Genomic DNA, 16,223 nt, shown 5'->3' on the forward strand with positions numbered 1-16,223 from the left:
ATGTAAGCCCCTCCTTTCGTAAGGAGGGGCTTTTTATTTGAGTTAATTATCTAGTTTCTTTACAATTTTCAATCCGAACATCATTGTAAAGAAAAGAATGCCGAACAAGTAATATAAGGCATACTCAACTCGTATCATCGAGTTTTTGTCAGTGATATATAAAATAAATAGTATCACAGAGCCGACTAAATGAGAGAGACCGAAAATTTGTGCCATAAGCTTTAAACTCATCTTCTCGATTCTTTCATCCATTTCAGGTAATGGATATTTCTCGGAAACGCTCTTTTTTTTCTTAAAGAATATTTTTTTCACTACTAATAGTATTAAATCTAAGAGTATGTATACACCAACGAATAGAAGGACAGAACTAATCTTTTCTTCGTCATTACTATTGAAATAAAGTAAAGATGATCCTAACAATAAAATAGTAAGATGTGAAATGAACTTTTGATTAGAAGTATTTTTCATTCTTTTTCCTCCCCAGTTTTATCTAATTGAAATAAATCTTCTACTTTACAGTTGAAAAACTCACATAATTTCAATGCTAATTCTAAACTTGGGTTGTATTTGTTTTTTTCGATAGCGATGAGGGATTGTCTAGTGATTTGAACAGAGGAAGCTAATTGTTCTTGGGTGATGTCTCTAACGACGCGGAATTGTTTTACCTTATTTTTAATCAAATATACAAAGTCTCCTTTTTGTAAATTTGTTACATTTATTATATCCATTTTTAGGTAATAAGTAAATGAAGCTTTACAAAAAGTAAATAAAACTTTACGTGAAATATAGCTTGTTACAAAGTTAATTTTTGTGATAATTTGGAATTAAATGAAAAAATAAAGTCAAAAGAGGGGGTTCGGTGGGGAGTAAAAAGAGGAAGAAAAAGCAGGCTAAGAGACAAAAGTATATAAAGAAAAAACAAGAACAGAACATACACATACCTATTTCAAAAAAGGTAGTCCTTATGATAGAAAAAACATTTCGGTATATTTGTATGGCCCTGTATGTAATTTTGTGTCTTTATTCAGCTAGGCTGTTTTACAGTTTTGGGATAACCCCCAATATTATTGAGAGTGTTTTTGGATATATCCTTGTTGTAATAGAGTTAGTCTTATTCTTTATATTATTTAATAAAGTATGGCCTAGTCATGAAAGTAAGAAGGATAAGCAAAGAAATATGAGTAAAAAATCTTCATACGCTTCAAGCACATCAAGTGGATTCGGAGATTACAGTAGCAGTGATTGTAGCAGCTCAAGTGATGGTGGAGGAGATTGCGGAGGTGGTGGAGACTAAGTTAATTTTTCAGAAGAACGACTAATGAAAGGATGAGACGAAAGATGGAAACTGTGAACTTAATAGAATTAACAAAGGACATTCAAGATCAACATAAAAACTTCGTCGTTTCAAATGTAAATAGTCATTGTTTACGAATCGCTGTATTTACTGGTGAATATGATTGGCACTATCATTCTAATTCAGATGAATTATTTATTGTGTTAGAGGGAGAATTACTTATTGATTTTGAAGATGGAGAAACAGCGGTATTAAAGCCGAATGATTCTATTTTAATTCCGGCATGTACGATTCATAGAACGAGAGCATTAAAGAGAACGGTAAATCTTTGTTTTGAACATATAGAGGCGGATACGATTAAAGTGGAGCAATTATGAAAAAATTATCTGTAGCTGAGTATAGAAAAATCCTTCCGATTTTAGAAAGCCATACAAAAACGACGACGTTTGCTTATGCGGTATGTGATCAAGTGATAGATGGTGATGTTTTTGTAAACGAGAAGTTAACAGCAGGACTAATTCGTACAGCGAATGGCATTTATTATTTATTTGGTCATACTGATGATCAAAATTACAACGAAGATTTATTTTCTTTTATAAAAAAGGCTATTGAAAAAACAAAGAAGAGATTTACATTGTTCTCTTCGAGTGACGAGTGGGAAATGATGATAGAAGAACGTTTTAGTCATGTACTTCGAAACATCCCGCGAATGAAGTTTCAAAGCGTAATCTTTGAAGAGAGAAAACGAGATTGTAACAAAAATATATATGAAGTGAAGCGTATTGATAGAAGAGATATAGAACGAAGCAGTGAATTTACAGAGAAATATTATAAAGATTATTGGGGATCAATTGAAGCATTTTTGAATGATGGTTTTGGATTTTATATAGAACAAGATGGACTGATTATATCTGAATGTGTTTCGATATTTAGCGGGAATGGATTTGCTGAAATTGATATCGTGACGCATGAAGCGCATCAAGGAAAAGGATTAGCCCAAGCTGTTGCAGCAAGGTTTATTGAACATTGCATACAAAATGATATTATACCGTGCTGGGATTGTTATGTAGACAATATTCCTTCGCAAAAATTAGCTAGTAAATTAAGTTTTTATAATCCAATAGAATATAGATTGTTTGTACGTAAGAAAATGGGGGAATAAAAATGAATGTGGAGTTAACGAGATTTAAAGTGAAACAAGATAAAAGTCATCGTGTAGATGAATGGATGCAGCTTCTGAATGACAATATGAAAGAAGTACTTTTGACATTAAACGACGAAAAGATGTACGTTGAGACAATTTTCCGGGAAATAAGAGATGGAGAAGAGTACTTATATTGGTATTCTGTGCAAGGAGAAGGCGGGGCTCTTGTCGAAAATTCTCATCATGAAATTGATAAAAAGCACTTGGAATTTTGGTATGAGTGTATCGATGAGGAAGTCTCCTCTGTTGATATGAAAACAGAAGTCGTTATGATTCAAGATATTGTGAAGGACGCGATGAAATAATAGATTGGTATTTTATAACCGTAAAATGGTCATCTTTTTAGTTGGAATATACATTATTGGAGATGCTGTAGGATGAGAATTAGTAATAAATATATCACTCTTGATGAAATAGAAGTAATAAGAGAACCTTTAAATAAATTGCATGAATATCATAATAATACATCAAAACATTTTTCTGGTGACTATCCAAGAATGTCATTTGAGGAACGTATTGAAAATTATAAACAAAATTCAAAGTACGGAGAGTATAGAATTGAATTATTAGTTGAGACGGAAACAGATAATATATTAGGATGTTGTATAGCGTATAGCAAAAGTGTAAGCGGAAAGATTGAAGTTTTATTCGTTGATGAAAAACACCGAGGAAACGGATTTGGTTTGAAATTAATGAATAGTGCAGTGGAATGGTTTAAAGCGAAGAAGATAGATGAAATTGAATTAACAGTAGTGTACGGAAATGAAGCTATATCGTTTTATGAAAAGCTGGGGTTTTATCCTCGTTCAATTATTATGGCAACTAAGTCATAGATAGTATGGAGAGAGATGAGTGAGAGTTTTTGTTTCAAAAAATGATTTATATGTTACTAAAGTATATGTGAAGGGCGCATCAAAATAGATGTGCTTTTTATTATGATAAAAATGTAGAAAAGCTGTATTTGGCTATCTTTAAGTGAAAATAAAAGTGGGATATTAAGAATCTTTTAGGACAAACTATAAAGAAATAAAAAACAGAAAACCAAAAGACTTACCAATATACGGTGTAGTTGTAATAGGTAAAACAGAGGATTTACAAAGTTTACAAGGAGCACCATATATTAAGGCTGCTGTTAGAGGTGTAACAGTTGAGAAATATTAATTACAGTCTATTAATGTGAATAATCAGAAAATTTATGTTATATTATATGAAAAGGAGGTTTATATGAGGCAAATACATGGAGCAATTTATATTTACATAACAATGTTTTTCGTGGCGATATCTTATGGATTAGGGCACGTGTATTCGCATCCTATACTAACTTTTTTAAGCGGAGCATGTATGGCGTTTGCGCTTCTTGTCCACCTTTTCTCAGTTTGGATCGTGAAATTTCAATTAAATATTAGTGAAATAGAAGAAGGCACTTTCTAAGTGGCCTTCTTTTTCATTAGTATTTTCTTTTTAGGAAGCTGCTCGATTTGGTATTTTCTTTTTAGGAAGCTGCTCGATTTGGTATTTTACTTTTTCTAGCGAGAGCAAAAGTTGGACGGGACAATATAAAGGCCATATTAAGGATGACAGTGAAGATGGAATGTTTACATTTCGGTATAAGGGCGGAGATGGAAATACAGAATTTAAAAATTTAGAGATTGCTATTAATGGAGCCTTTAGCACAATGACACAAACGTCAGAAAATCATAAAGGAGCAAAGATTGAAATGAAGTCTTCTTGTGTAAGTTGTGCGCCTCTATCTAAAGATGAACCGATAGAGATTGTGATTAAATGGGATGATAAGTATGAAGAGAAGATGGTGTTAAAGCAGAAATAGTGTAGGATAAGGGGTTAGGAATGAATAGGCATATGAAAATTTCTATGTATATATTTTTAAGTGCATTTCTACTCGTAATATCAGCGTGTACCACAAAACAAGTAGCGGTAAAAGCAATAACTAAAGAAGGATATATTATATTAAGAAATGACACGGTGTTTTTTGTCGGTGATAAAACGTTTGAGACAAAAATAGAGTTGCAAAATTATATAGAACAACAAATGAATCAAGATTATCCATCAGATATAGTCCTAATTTTTAAGGATAAAGATGCATATGATCAATTAAAAACAGGGGATAAAATAAAAGTATGGTCTTCTCAAATGCTTGAAAGCTATCCCGCAAAAATGATTGTAGAGAAGTTTGAAATAGTAGAGAAATAAAAAAGGCAGCACTCACGCTGCCTTTTTGTTATTTTACAAATTGTAATTCTTTCGGGAACTTCGTTAAAATTTCTGATCCGTCTTTTGTGATATAAATATCATCTTCAATACGAACGCCACCTACGTTTGGTACGTAAATACCGGGTTCAATTGTGAAGACCATACCTTCTTTTAATGGAGACTCGTTACCAGCTTTTACATCTGGATATTCGTGTACGCTAATTCCAAGTCCGTGACCAAGGCGGTGTGGGAAGAATTCACCGTAACCTGCATCTGCGATAACAGAACGAGCAGCGTTGTCGATTGCGCCAAGTGTAATACCTGGTTTACATGCTTCAACTGCTTGTAGTTGTCCAGCAAGTACAGTGTTGTAAATGCGAGTTTGTTCTTCAGAAATGTCGCCAAATGCCACTGTACGTGTAATGTCAGAGCAATAACCGTCAATGATTACGCCTAAATCAAATAGTACGAAATCGCCGCGTTTCATTTTGTTTGCACCTGGAATACCGTGTGGAAGAGCAGAGTTTGCACCAGCTAATACCATCGTGTCAAATGACATTTTATGTATGCCTTTTGTTTTTAATTCGTGTTCAATAATTGCTAATACTTCTAGTTCGCTACGATCTTCTTTAATTGCATTTACACCAACCTCAACAGCATAGTCTGCCATTTTAGCTGCTTCGCGTAAAATAGAAAGTTCTTTTTCGTCTTTAATTAAACGAAGTTCACGAACTTTTTCCTCAGCTGACGTGAAAGCTGCATTTGGGAATAATTTTGTTAATTCTTCGTAGCGCTCTACGTTTAAATGTTCTTTTTCAATTGCAACTGCATTTGCATGGATACCGCGGTCTTTAATTGCTTTTGCAATCATATCCCATGGTCTGTCAGTATCAGTAAATCCGATAATTTCATGTGCCCAGCCAGCGTTACGTGCTTGGCCTTCTTCCATTTTAGGGCAAATTAAAATAGGTTCTTTTTCTTGGAATACAAACATACCAAGAAGTCTTTCGTGTGGTTCACAGTGGAAGTTTGTCATGTAGAAGACGTTCGGTGTAGAAGTTAAGAACGCAGCTTCAACGTTTTTTTCTTTTAGCCATTGCATTAAATTTTCTAATCTAGCATTCATCGATTGGCACCCCCGAGATATTTAATTACAAATATAACTTTAACTCGGAAGAAAGCGTTATGACAAGTAAATCGATGTTAGAAAAGACAGGGAATTGAAAAATCATGTAGAATAAAAAGTGAGAATGTAATAAGGGGAGGAATGTAATAATGAAAGTATCTTATCACGGGCATTCAGTTGTAAAGATTGAAACGAATGGAAAAGTAATTTTAATTGATCCGTTTTTAACAGGAAATCCAAAAACAGATTTAAAGGCTGAAGATGTAAAAGTAGATGCGATTCTTTTATCACACGGTCATGGTGATCATGTTGGAGATACAGTAGAACTTGCGAAGAAAAATAATGCAGTTGTAGTGGCACCGTTTGAACTAGCGACATTTTTAAGTTGGCAAGGTGTAAAAACACATCCGATGCATATTGGTGGTTCACATGAATTTGACTTCGGAAAAGTGAAGTTTACACAAGCATTCCACGGCTCTAGTTATATTGATGAAGAAAATAAGACGATTACATATACAGGTATGCCAGCGGGTATTTTATTTACAGCAGAAGAGAAGACTTTGTACCATGCAGGGGATACTGCTCTATTCTCTGATATGAAATTAATTGGAGAATTAAATAACATTGATGTAGCATTTTTACCAATTGGTGATAATTTCACAATGGGACCAGAAGATGCTGTTTTAGCAGCAAAATGGGTTCAGGCGAAAACTGTTGTACCGATGCATTACAATACGTTCCCAGTAATTGAACAAGATCCATATCAATTTGTAGAAAAGCTACAAAATTGTATAGGGAAAGTATTAGAAGCTGGAGAAAGTATTACACTATAGAAAAGAAACCCTTCATTTGAAAAGACAGGTGAAGGGTTTTTTACGTGTGTAGGACAGCTTGTAAAGGTTGTACTTGTTTTGATGATTCTTTTCTTTTTGGGAAGTGTCTGTTCAGGTGTTTCATTCAATTCCATTGCAACTTTTTTCCCGTCTACGAAAGCTAACAATACAGCACCTACAACTTCTAATAATTTTTTCATCATGTATCCGCTCCTTTGTTTCATTTCTTGTCTTCATTGTATATGGAAGTGGCTGGACAAACTATCGAACGAGATGACAATACCATTACATTGTTGTAATAGAAGTAGTGGTGTAATGTAAGGCGTATTTTGTTATAAAAAAAATAGTACAGATATATAAAGAGAGAGTGTAACAGTTTTGAAAATATAGTATACTGAAAATACAACACATGAAGAATTTAGGGAAAAGAAAGTATGGTGAAACCATTTGGCTACCAAGCATAACCAAATTTTAGAACATATTAATAGCCTGCCAGTAGGGCATAAAATTTCTGTAAGGCAAATTGCAAAAGATTTGAGTGTAAGTGAAGGTACAGCTTATCGTGCAATTAAAGATGCAGAAAATAAAGGGTATGTTAGTACGATTGAACGTGTCGGAACAATTCGAATTGAACAAAAGAAGAAAGAAAATATTGAAAAGCTGACATATGCAGAAGTCGTTAACATTGTCGATGGTCAAGTACTTGGAGGCAGAGAAGGACTACATAAAACGTTAAATAAATTCGTAATCGGAGCAATGAAATTAGAAGCGATGATGCGCTATACAGAAGCTGGAAACTTACTTATTGTCGGTAATCGTACGAACGCACATCAATTAGCGTTAGAAACCGGAGCTGCGGTGTTAATTACGGGCGGATTTGATACGGAAGATCATGTGAAGAAATTAGCAGATGAATTAAAACTGCCGATTATTTCAAGTAGTTACGATACATTTACAGTTGCAACGTTAATTAACCGTGCGATTTACGATCAGCTTATTAAGAAAGAAATTGTACTCGTTGAAGATATTTTAACGCCAATTGAAGAAACGTTATATTTAAAGCCAGATGATACAGTGCAGCAATGGCATGCGTATAACGAAGAGACGATGCACGGAAGATATCCGATTGTTGATGAAAATAAAAAGGTGTTAGGTATTGTAACTTCAAAAGATATGATCGGTGTAGCGAAAGAAACACCAATTGATAAAGTGATGACAAAGCATCCGATTACGGTAAATGGAAAAATGTCTGTCGCAGCTGCGGCGCGTATGATGGTGTGGGAAGGTATTGAGTTACTTCCAGTTGTTGATGAAGGAAATAAGTTGCAAGGTATTATTAGCCGTCAAGATGTACTTCAGGCGTTGCAAATGATTCAGCGTCAACCGCAAGTCGGTGAAACAATCGATGATATTGTAACGAATCAATTTATGACGCCGAAAGAAGCGAAAAATGAGCATCTATATCAATTTTCAGTGACACCGCAAATGACGAATTCAATCGGAACGCTATCTTACGGTGTATTCGCAACGATTGTGACAGAAGCAACGAATCGCGTTATTCGTGCGCAAAAGAAGAGCGATTTAATTGTTGAGAACTTAACAATTTATTTCGTAAAACCAGTTCAAATTGACAATGTTGTATCGGTTCATCCGAAAGTATTAGAAATTGGACGTAAATTTGGTAAGGTTGATGTAGAAGTACATCATGAAGGTAATGTTGTTGGGAAAGCATTACTTATGGTGCAATTGATCGATAAATAAAAAGATGGAGCAAGCCGCTTTGGTTTGTTCCATTTTTTTTAGAACGCTACATTAGAGGGTTTTAAAATTTAGTTATCGAATGTATTATATTTTGAATTGCAAAAGAGAATGTTAAATTACGTTTTGTTTCATATTCATAAATAGGGCATGCGATAATTTGAAGATGCTGGAGCAATAATTGTGGAGGTGTCGAATGGGAGTAGTACTTTTCTTTTTAGGTTTAATACTTGTAATTACTGTTCATGTGATAACTCATAGAATAATGGATTTAAATAAAAAGAAATTGTATGTAATAAGTTTGATTTTCGCTGTTATTTGTTCCTTTACCCCTACAATTGGAGAAAATAATAGCGATTTTCTTTACTTTGGTATACCAGCTGAAACATTTGTTTATTATGGTGGATGGGAATTTTCGTTTCATCCATTAGGTTTTTTCCTTAATTTTATTTTGTTTTATTGGATTTTGAAGCTATTACTTAAGTTCGGTCAGAGTTTTGGGAGAGAAGTAAAAAAATAGCAGGATATGTATCGGTACGGATAGAAAATTGCTTGTTAGTCAGTAGGAAAGCTTACGTTACTAATCATTACTATGCTTCACTATACGAACTAGGGGGAGAAGAATGGATTTTTACATTAAAGAGCAGTTATGTAAGCAATATAATTTAATTAGTCTTACGAAAGTTTCATTGTTGCATGGGGGAGAAAATCACACATATATGTTCGAATCGGACAAAAATAAATTTGTAGTTAGGCAGTATAGGGAAGGACGTTATACAGCCGAGCAAATAGAAGCTGAAATACATTGGTTAATAGCGATACAAAAACAAATGTTAGTACCAGAAGTAGTTGTAAATAAAGATGGTGACTGGGTCACAGCTGTTATGAAAGATGAGGGAAGTATCCAGTATTTTGTTGTCTTTAGGTTTATAAATGGAAGTGAAATTATAGAACCAAAGGATAAAGATTATGAAAAACTTGGATCATTCATGCGAAAGTTTCATGAAAAAGCAAGCGGAGTACTTAAAAGTGTGCCGCAAACTTGGAGGGGGTATGAAAGACCTATATATAGCGAGCAAAAGATGATTCATGAGCCTTTACAATGTTTATTACATGCTTCTTTTTTATCTTATGAAGATAAAAATAAATGCTTGAGAATTGCAGAAAGAATACAAGAACTTACAAACTCAATTCAATTGGGAGAAAAACAATTTGTTCACGGAGATATGCATTTTGGAAATATTCTTGTAGACAAAGAGGGTTGGTATTTACTCGATTTTGATGAATGTGGATTTGGCTATAAAGAGTTTGATATTGGTGTTCCGAGATTGCATTTAATTGCTTCGGGACAGTTAGAAGAAGTATGGGGGAACTTCATGATGGGATATGGGGAAAATATTTCAGAATCATCCATTCGACTGGGGACCGCTTCAAGAATCTTTTATATGGCAGGAAAAATACCATTAAGACTTGATATTGAACCAATTAAAAAGAATCCAGGTAATTTCATTCGCCGATATATGCAGTATGTCGAAGAAGAATTATGCGGAGAGACAATTGTTTAATGGAAAAACAGAATATTAACTCATTTGGATTCTAGATTATGTTATAATTGAATTGTAAGAAAATGGATTACGGGAAGGTGGTATGCATGATGTCATCAACAGTACTCTTTTTTGGTAGTATCGCACTATTTTACTTCCTTGTGATGATACCGATTCAATATTTATACTTACAAGGTTTACATGAAAAAAAGAAAAAAACAGGATTATCTCAGCGAGAACTATACGAAAAAATGTCTTTTGGGGAAGAACAATTACATCTTCATGTGCAAGGCAACCCATTTAATATACCATCTGCGTTTGTCGCATATATGATTTTGAAAGTTAGAGGACGTAAAAAAGCATCACAATGTTGATGCTTTTTTACGTTGCTTCATAGACTTCGGCTTCTTCAACTGCTAATGGTAAGAAATGTTTGTATTGGCGAAATCCATTAAAGGCACTTGCACTGCCAAATAGAACGAATAAGATACCAACGATAATACGAGCGGTTGAAAGTTCTAAAAAGAATTGGTTTATCCCAAAGAATAAGACGAATGAACCGAGTGCCATTGCGGATTTTCCTGAGAGCCAACCTTTCTCCATTGGGCGGTTTGTACGAAAGTATTTTGTTTTGTAGAAGAGGTACAACATAAATGAGACGATAATACAGAAGACTAATACTGGCATCATGCACACTCCCATCGCTTTATGAAAAAATAGTAGAGAAAAAAGAAATATCTAAACTTTCTAATTTTTATTATAAAGCAATTGTTCGCATGTATGAAATACTTTCCGTTATAATGGAGGATAAAGTGAGACTTTCATTAGTGTGGGGATGTTTCCGCGCTAATGATTAGCCCACATTCATTGGGCTTTTACTGCACGTTAAAGTGAAGAAGTTGAATAAAAAGGAGATTATACATATGCATGAGCAAATTTTAGGAGCAATTAAAGAGTTTGATACAATTATTATTCATCGTCATGTGCGTCCGGATCCAGATGCGTTAGGTTCACAGGGCGGTCTTAGTACAATTCTACAAGAATCGTTTCCAGAGAAAAATATTTATACGGTTGGGTACAATGAACCTTCATTAGCATATTTACGAGTAATGGATGATATTGAAGATAGTGTATACGAAAATGCGCTCGTTATCGTTTGTGATACAGCAAACCAAGAACGTGTTGACGATCAACGCTATACAAAAGGGAAGATGTTAATCAAAATTGATCATCATCCAAATGAAGATCCATACGGAGACATTACGTGGGTAGATACGACAGCAAGTTCTACAAGTGAAATGATTTATGAGTTTTATAATTATGGAAAAGATAAAGGGTTACAAATAACGAAAGAAGCAGCTCGTCTTATTTTAGCGGGTATTGTTGGGGATACAGGTCGTTTCTTATTCCCGAATACAACAGCGAAAACACTTCGTTATGTGAGTGAGCTTGTTGATATGGATGTGAAATTTACAGATTTATACAACGAAATGTATAAGACGAAAGAAAAGATTGCTCGTTTAAACGGCTATATTTTACAAAACTTTACGATGGTAGAAGAAGGAGCAGCTTACATTAAATTAACGAAAGAAGTATTAGAAAAGTTTGATGTACTTCCTTCTGAGGCATCAGGCGTTGTTGGAGCGCTTGGTAATATTGATGGATTAAAGGCGTGGGTTCTATTTTTAGAGGAAGACGATGTGATTCGTGTTCGTCTTCGCTCAAAAGGGCCAGTAATAAATAAATTAGCAATGCAATATAATGGCGGAGGGCATCCGATGGCTTCTGGTGCAAAAGCATCTTCTTGGGAAGAAGCGGATCGTCTTTTTGCTGATTTACGTGAGCTGTGTAGATAAGAGATTATATAGTAGAACAAAAAGAAGGAGCGGCGCTAAAGCCCTCCTTCTTTATTTTTCTTTCTCTATCGTAATACTAATTTCAAGCACTGTATCAAAAGATATCGTATCGACTTTGAAACGGTATAGCCGATCGTAATGTTTGTACGTTTTGTTTTCGATTACCTTTTTGAGTAGGTCTTTATTTTTTGCGATACTTTGTATGTTTTTCGTTAAAAGATGCTGGAGGTCATTATGGATAGAAGTAGTCATGTTTTCAATTGTAAGGTTGTCTAAATCGTATTTTTCTCGATTTATAAGTTTTATTTTAATCTCTTGAATGGTTAAGAGCCGTTTATTTTCAGTATTTAATTTTTCTTGATCTTCGAGAAGGACGTGGAGCTTTGCTTCTTGTTTTTCTATAATTTCTCTTTGTTCTGCTATTTTACTAGCTTGTTCTTCTTGAAAAACACCGTATATGTACAAAAAAATAAACCAGCTCAACACACCTCCAACAGCAGCCCCAGCTAAAACTAAATACCATCTTTTTGCTGTATTGGCACTTGGTACTCTCATACATGCTCCTGCGTTAGCCATTTAATAATAATAAGACCAGTTTGCATACCACCTGTTGCGAAAAAAATAAGGAGAATTTGTTTTACGATATCTTTCATATCCCCGCCAAAGAAACTTCTTTCAAAACTATAAAAAGTATCAAATGTTCCGCCGATCGCTGCAACGAGTGCCCAAATTCTTAAATTTTGGGCGAATTGATTAATGTAAGTGAGAGTTGGTTTTCCGATAAGAAATGCACCAAATCCACCAATTAATGAACCACCAAGTATAACCCCAAAGGCAATAAAATAACTAATAATAAGCAGAGAGAAAAAAGTATGTTCTCTTACATCCATCGTCATTCCCCTTTCTTCTTCATATATATGGACAAAGTATAAGAAGTATGTTTTGATTTCCTCTTTCCTCTTCACCTATAATAAAAGTAGTCAAATAGGTAAAGAGAGGGTACAACAGTGAAGTTTGTGCATTTACAATGTCAAACCGTTTTTAGTTTATTAAAAAGTGCTTGTAAAATTGATGAACTTGTAGTTAGGGCGAAAGAGCTCGGTTATTCATCGTTAGCTATTACGGATGAAAATGTTATGTATGGCGTTATTCCGTTTTATAAAGCATGTAAGAAACATGGTATACATCCTATTATCGGCTTAACAGCTTCTATTTTTAGTGAAGAAGAAGAAAAGTCTTATCCGCTTGTCTTACTTGCTGAAAATGAAATAGGTTATCAAAATTTATTAAAGATCTCTAGTAGCATTATGACAAAGTCAAAAGAAGGTATTCCTAAGAAATGGCTTGCACATTATGCGAAAGGATTAATTGCTATTTCACCAGGTAAAGATGGGGAAATCGAACAATTATTATTAGAAGACAAAGAGAGTCAAGCTGAAGAAGTAGTTCGTATGTATAAAAATATGTTCGGCAATTTTTATATGAGTTTACAGCATCATGCGATTCAAGATGAACTGCTTCTGCAAGAAAAATTACCTGCATTTATGAATAGGATAAATATTCCGGTTGTAGCGACGAACGATGTACGCTACATCAATCAAAGTGACGCACTTGTTCATGAATGTTTATTATCTGTTGAAAGTGGAACGAAAATGACAGATCCAGATAGGCCGAGGCTGAAAACAGATCAATATTATTTAAAATCATCAGATGAAATGGAAGCCCTATTTTCTCACGTAGAAGAAGCGATTTATAACACAGTAGAAATTGCAGAACGTTGCAGAGTAGAAATACCGTTTCATGTAAATCAATTACCGAAATTCCCTGTTCCATCTAACGAGACGAATGATATGTATTTGCGCCGCGTTTGTGAAGAAGGATTACAAAAACGTTATGGTACGCCGAAAGAAGTACATATAAATCGTTTGAATCATGAATTAAACGTGATTTCTAGCATGGGATTTAGTGATTATTTCCTCATTGTCTGGGATTTTATGAAGTACGCGCATGAAAATCATATTTTAACAGGACCAGGTCGTGGATCAGCTGCTGGATCACTCGTTTCTTACGTATTAGAAATTACAGATATTGATCCGATTGAATACGATTTATTATTTGAAAGGTTTTTAAACCCAGAGCGTGTGACACTTCCAGATATTGATATTGATTTTCCGGATATAAGACGTGATGAGATGATTCGATATGTGAAGGATAAATATGGTCAGCTTCGTGTTGCGCAAATTGTAACGTTCGGGACGCTGGCAGCGAAAGCGGCAATTAGAGATATTGCGCGTGTAATGGGGCTTCCGCCGCGAGATATCGACATATTCTCAAAACTTATCCCATCAAAGCTTGGTATAACGTTAAAAGATGCATATGAGGAATCGCAATCACTCCGTGAGTTTATACAAGGAAACCTTTTGCATGAACGTGTGTTTGAAATTGCAAAACGTGTAGAAGGCTTGCCGCGTCATACGTCTATTCACGCAGCTGGCGTTATTATGAGCCAAGAGCCATTAACCGGAAGTGTTGCAATTCAAGAAGGGCATAACGATGTGTATGTTACGCAATACCCAGCTGATGCATTAGAAGAACTTGGGTTGCTCAAGATGGACTTTTTAGGATTACGTAATTTAACGTTACTTGAAAATATTATAAAGTTTATCGTGCAAAAAACAGGAAAAGAAATCGATATAAGAAATTTACCACTTCAAGATGAAAAGACATTCCAATTGTTAGGTAGAGGGGATACAACAGGTGTATTCCAGCTTGAATCAGGTGGTATGCGAAATGTACTTCGCGGGTTAAAGCCGAATGAATTTGAAGATATTGTTGCTGTTAACTCGTTATATAGACCAGGACCGATGGAACAAATTCCAACCTTTATTGAATCAAAACACGGAAAAAGACAAATTGAATATTTACATCCGGACTTAAAGCCGATTTTAGAAAAAACATACGGTGTAATTGTATACCAAGAACAAATTATGCAAATCGCGTCGAAGTTGGCGGGCTTCTCGCTCGGAGAAGCCGATTTATTACGCCGTGCAGTGAGTAAAAAAAATCGTGATATTTTAGATCAGGAACGTAAGCATTTTGTGCAAGGGTGTTTACAAAATGGTTATGACGAGACATCTGCAGAGAAAATTTACGATTTAATTGTAAGATTCGCAAATTACGGTTTTAACCGAAGTCACGCTGTAGCCTACAGTATGATTGGGTATCAGCTTGCCTATTTAAAAGCGAATTATACGCTGGAATTTATGACGGCACTATTATCGAGTGCAATTGGAAATGAAGATAAGATTGTGCAATATATACGGGAAACGAAGCGAAAAGGTTTTCATGTTTTGCCGCCATCTCTTCAGAGAAGTGGTTACAATTTCCAAATAGAAGGAAATGCAATACGGTACAGCTTACTTTCCATTCGAAACATCGGAATGGCTACAGTGACAGCATTAATCGAAGAACGAGAGAAAAAAATGTTTGAAGATTTATTTGAATTTTGTCTGCGCATGCCATCAAAGTTTGTAACAGAGCGAAATTTAGAGGCGTTCGTCTGGTCTGGGTGTTTTGACGATTTTGGTGTTTCGAGAACGAATTTATGGAAAAGTCTTAAAGGAGCGTTAGAGTATGCAAATCTTGCACGTGATTTAGGAGATGCTGTTCCGAAATCAAAATACGTACAAGGAGAAGAGCTCTCTTTTATTGAACAGTTAAATAAAGAGAAGGAAGTACTAGGTTTTTATTTATCAAGCTATCCGACAGCGCAGTATGTGAAGTTAGCGAAAGAATTAGAAATTCCAACTCTCGCTCAGGCGATGCGACATAAGAAAAAAGTACAAAGAGCTATCGTGTACATAACAAGCGTGAGAGTGATTCGTACGAAAAAGTTGCAAAAGATGGCATTTATTACATTTTGTGATCAAAATGATGAAATGGAAGCAGTTCTTTTCCCCGAAACGTATATACATTTCTCAGATAAGTTACAAGAAGGAGCAATTGTTTTAGTTGACGGCACGATTGAGCTTAGAAATCATAAGTTGCAATGGATTGTAAATGGACTATATCCGTTAGAAGAAATGGATGTGTATGAGGAAAAGAAAGATGCGTCTGTTTACGTGAAATTGCCGTCTCAGTATGAGAAAAAGATTTTAAATCAGGTTACTAAAATATTGTTTGACTATTCGGGTTTTGCGAAAGTACTAATTTATTATGAAAAGGAACATAAAATGGTACAATTATCTCGAAGTTTATCGATTCACCCAAGTGAAGAATGTTTAGGAGCACTTCGTGAAATTGTCGGGGAAGAAAATGTGGTTGTGAAAATATAATGGACAATTTCCCTACACTTCGATTATTATAGTAGTAGTGTTCGTGGTCAGACCACTTGGAGA

Annotated in this window: 21 protein-coding genes and 1 pseudogene; 16 read left to right on the top strand and 6 right to left on the bottom strand. The window is 34.8% G+C overall.

Going from position 1 to position 16,223, the window contains the following annotated elements; genetic code table 11:
* Positions 1–42 precede the first annotated feature (42 nt).
* A complete protein-coding gene (locus tag RCJ96_RS01415; protein WP_242304565.1) occupies positions 43–468 on the bottom strand; it encodes a hypothetical protein in 426 nt (141 codons plus the stop codon).
* Positions 465–728 carry a helix-turn-helix transcriptional regulator gene (locus RCJ96_RS01420; RefSeq protein WP_002003636.1) on the bottom strand — a complete coding sequence of 88 codons (264 nt, stop codon included), beginning with the start codon at positions 726–728 and terminating at the stop codon, positions 465–467. The genes RCJ96_RS01415 and RCJ96_RS01420 overlap by 4 nt, the downstream gene beginning before the upstream one ends.
* A gap of 131 nt (positions 729–859) precedes the next feature.
* On the opposite strand from RCJ96_RS01420, the gene RCJ96_RS01425 reads away from it, so the two are divergent.
* The 9 genes and pseudogenes from RCJ96_RS01425 (at position 860) to RCJ96_RS01465 (ending at position 4,709) form a co-directional block, all read left to right on the top strand.
* Positions 860–1,294 carry a hypothetical protein gene (locus RCJ96_RS01425; RefSeq protein WP_270795647.1) on the top strand — a complete coding sequence of 145 codons (435 nt, stop codon included), beginning with the start codon at positions 860–862 and terminating at the stop codon, positions 1,292–1,294.
* A gap of 44 nt (positions 1,295–1,338) precedes the next feature.
* The gene (locus RCJ96_RS01430) at positions 1,339–1,671 is read left to right on the top strand and encodes a cupin domain-containing protein (protein ID WP_071678969.1); all 333 of its coding nucleotides are present in this window, start codon (positions 1,339–1,341) and stop codon (positions 1,669–1,671) included.
* Positions 1,668–2,456 (top strand): GNAT family N-acetyltransferase, encoded by a 789-nt coding sequence (locus RCJ96_RS01435; protein ID WP_316148891.1) that lies wholly within the window; start codon positions 1,668–1,670, stop codon positions 2,454–2,456. Before RCJ96_RS01430 ends, RCJ96_RS01435 begins: the two co-directional genes overlap by 4 nt.
* A gap of 2 nt (positions 2,457–2,458) precedes the next feature.
* Complete coding sequence (locus tag RCJ96_RS01440; protein ID WP_074606519.1) at positions 2,459–2,803, top strand: DUF6176 family protein; 345 nt, start codon at positions 2,459–2,461, stop codon at positions 2,801–2,803.
* A 72-nt stretch (positions 2,804–2,875) separates the two neighbouring features.
* On the top strand, positions 2,876–3,331 hold the full coding sequence (locus tag RCJ96_RS01445) for a GNAT family N-acetyltransferase (protein WP_074606521.1): 456 nt from the start codon (positions 2,876–2,878) through the stop codon (positions 3,329–3,331).
* 135 nt (positions 3,332–3,466) lie between these two features.
* Positions 3,467–3,659: pseudogene (locus RCJ96_RS01450) on the top strand (anti sigma factor C-terminal domain-containing protein); the annotation flags it as partial.
* Positions 3,660–3,722: 63 nt separating this feature from the next.
* Positions 3,723–3,929: a hypothetical protein gene (locus RCJ96_RS01455; RefSeq protein ID WP_001248905.1), complete on the top strand. Its 207-nt coding sequence runs from the start codon at positions 3,723–3,725 to the stop codon at positions 3,927–3,929.
* 52 nt (positions 3,930–3,981) lie between these two features.
* Complete coding sequence (locus tag RCJ96_RS01460) at positions 3,982–4,326, top strand: hypothetical protein (RefSeq protein WP_446699742.1); 345 nt, start codon at positions 3,982–3,984, stop codon at positions 4,324–4,326.
* 20 nt (positions 4,327–4,346) lie between these two features.
* The gene (locus RCJ96_RS01465; RefSeq protein ID WP_001079369.1) at positions 4,347–4,709 is read left to right on the top strand and encodes a DUF3221 domain-containing protein; all 363 of its coding nucleotides are present in this window, start codon (positions 4,347–4,349) and stop codon (positions 4,707–4,709) included.
* Between the two features lie 28 nt (positions 4,710–4,737).
* On the opposite strand, the gene pepQ is transcribed toward RCJ96_RS01465, so the two are convergent.
* Positions 4,738–5,835 carry a Xaa-Pro dipeptidase gene (gene pepQ, locus RCJ96_RS01470; RefSeq protein ID WP_074606525.1) on the bottom strand — a complete coding sequence of 366 codons (1,098 nt, stop codon included), beginning with the start codon at positions 5,833–5,835 and terminating at the stop codon, positions 4,738–4,740.
* Between the two features lie 149 nt (positions 5,836–5,984).
* On the opposite strand from pepQ, the gene RCJ96_RS01475 reads away from it, so the two are divergent.
* The 5 genes from RCJ96_RS01475 (at position 5,985) to RCJ96_RS01495 (ending at position 10,344) form a co-directional block, all read left to right on the top strand.
* Complete coding sequence (locus RCJ96_RS01475) at positions 5,985–6,668, top strand: metal-dependent hydrolase (protein WP_074606527.1); 684 nt, start codon at positions 5,985–5,987, stop codon at positions 6,666–6,668.
* 447 nt (positions 6,669–7,115) lie between these two features.
* Positions 7,116–8,429, top strand: coding sequence for a CBS domain-containing protein (locus tag RCJ96_RS01480; RefSeq protein WP_000201583.1), 1,314 nt, complete (start codon positions 7,116–7,118; stop codon positions 8,427–8,429).
* A 193-nt stretch (positions 8,430–8,622) separates the two neighbouring features.
* Positions 8,623–8,946 carry a hypothetical protein gene (locus tag RCJ96_RS01485; RefSeq protein WP_316148886.1) on the top strand — a complete coding sequence of 108 codons (324 nt, stop codon included), beginning with the start codon at positions 8,623–8,625 and terminating at the stop codon, positions 8,944–8,946.
* A 103-nt stretch (positions 8,947–9,049) separates the two neighbouring features.
* Positions 9,050–9,991 (top strand): phosphotransferase enzyme family protein, encoded by a 942-nt coding sequence (locus RCJ96_RS01490; protein WP_316148885.1) that lies wholly within the window; start codon positions 9,050–9,052, stop codon positions 9,989–9,991.
* Between the two features lie 89 nt (positions 9,992–10,080).
* Positions 10,081–10,344 carry a DUF3949 domain-containing protein gene (locus RCJ96_RS01495; protein WP_000099739.1) on the top strand — a complete coding sequence of 88 codons (264 nt, stop codon included), beginning with the start codon at positions 10,081–10,083 and terminating at the stop codon, positions 10,342–10,344.
* 7 nt (positions 10,345–10,351) lie between these two features.
* On the opposite strand, the gene RCJ96_RS01500 is transcribed toward RCJ96_RS01495, so the two are convergent.
* On the bottom strand, positions 10,352–10,657 hold the full coding sequence (locus RCJ96_RS01500; protein ID WP_044790633.1) for a YtpI family protein: 306 nt from the start codon (positions 10,655–10,657) through the stop codon (positions 10,352–10,354).
* A 236-nt stretch (positions 10,658–10,893) separates the two neighbouring features.
* Here RCJ96_RS01500 and RCJ96_RS01505 point away from each other — a divergent pair, with 236 nt between their 5' ends.
* Positions 10,894–11,826: a DHH family phosphoesterase gene (locus RCJ96_RS01505; RefSeq protein ID WP_074606535.1), complete on the top strand. Its 933-nt coding sequence runs from the start codon at positions 10,894–10,896 to the stop codon at positions 11,824–11,826.
* Positions 11,827–11,877: 51 nt separating this feature from the next.
* Here the strand turns inward: RCJ96_RS01505 and ytrI are convergent, their stop codons facing one another.
* Positions 11,878–12,381 (bottom strand): sporulation membrane protein YtrI, encoded by a 504-nt coding sequence (gene ytrI / locus RCJ96_RS01510; RefSeq protein ID WP_001265735.1) that lies wholly within the window; start codon positions 12,379–12,381, stop codon positions 11,878–11,880.
* The gene (locus RCJ96_RS01515) at positions 12,378–12,791 is read right to left on the bottom strand and encodes a YtrH family sporulation protein (protein WP_001998397.1); all 414 of its coding nucleotides are present in this window, start codon (positions 12,789–12,791) and stop codon (positions 12,378–12,380) included. The genes ytrI and RCJ96_RS01515 overlap by 4 nt, the downstream gene beginning before the upstream one ends.
* A 42-nt stretch (positions 12,792–12,833) precedes the next feature.
* On the opposite strand from RCJ96_RS01515, the gene dnaE reads away from it, so the two are divergent.
* Entirely contained in the window at positions 12,834–16,160 is a 3,327-nt protein-coding gene (gene dnaE, locus RCJ96_RS01520; protein WP_316148884.1) for a DNA polymerase III subunit alpha, read from the top strand.
* Positions 16,161–16,223 lie beyond the last annotated feature (63 nt).

It is taken from the genome of Bacillus sp. BSL6, assembly GCF_052928345.1.

Coding starts and splice junctions, on each gene's coding strand:
- RCJ96_RS01495 (WP_000099739.1), top strand. CDS start 10,081: ATGTCATCAACAGTACTCTTTTTTGGTAGTATCGCACTATTTTACTTC.
- pepQ (WP_074606525.1), bottom strand. CDS start 5,835: ATGAATGCTAGATTAGAAAATTTAATGCAATGGCTAAAAGAAAAAAAC.
- RCJ96_RS01490 (WP_316148885.1), top strand. CDS start 9,050: ATGGATTTTTACATTAAAGAGCAGTTATGTAAGCAATATAATTTAATT.
- RCJ96_RS01420 (WP_002003636.1), bottom strand. CDS start 728: ATGGATATAATAAATGTAACAAATTTACAAAAAGGAGACTTTGTATAT.
- RCJ96_RS01475 (WP_074606527.1), top strand. CDS start 5,985: ATGAAAGTATCTTATCACGGGCATTCAGTTGTAAAGATTGAAACGAAT.
- ytrI (WP_001265735.1), bottom strand. CDS start 12,381: ATGAGAGTACCAAGTGCCAATACAGCAAAAAGATGGTATTTAGTTTTA.
- RCJ96_RS01415 (WP_242304565.1), bottom strand. CDS start 468: ATGAAAAATACTTCTAATCAAAAGTTCATTTCACATCTTACTATTTTA.
- RCJ96_RS01505 (WP_074606535.1), top strand. CDS start 10,894: ATGCATGAGCAAATTTTAGGAGCAATTAAAGAGTTTGATACAATTATT.
- RCJ96_RS01435 (WP_316148891.1), top strand. CDS start 1,668: ATGAAAAAATTATCTGTAGCTGAGTATAGAAAAATCCTTCCGATTTTA.
- RCJ96_RS01445 (WP_074606521.1), top strand. CDS start 2,876: ATGAGAATTAGTAATAAATATATCACTCTTGATGAAATAGAAGTAATA.
- RCJ96_RS01430 (WP_071678969.1), top strand. CDS start 1,339: ATGGAAACTGTGAACTTAATAGAATTAACAAAGGACATTCAAGATCAA.
- RCJ96_RS01485 (WP_316148886.1), top strand. CDS start 8,623: ATGGGAGTAGTACTTTTCTTTTTAGGTTTAATACTTGTAATTACTGTT.
- RCJ96_RS01455 (WP_001248905.1), top strand. CDS start 3,723: ATGAGGCAAATACATGGAGCAATTTATATTTACATAACAATGTTTTTC.
- RCJ96_RS01440 (WP_074606519.1), top strand. CDS start 2,459: ATGAATGTGGAGTTAACGAGATTTAAAGTGAAACAAGATAAAAGTCAT.
- RCJ96_RS01465 (WP_001079369.1), top strand. CDS start 4,347: ATGAATAGGCATATGAAAATTTCTATGTATATATTTTTAAGTGCATTT.
- RCJ96_RS01500 (WP_044790633.1), bottom strand. CDS start 10,657: ATGCCAGTATTAGTCTTCTGTATTATCGTCTCATTTATGTTGTACCTC.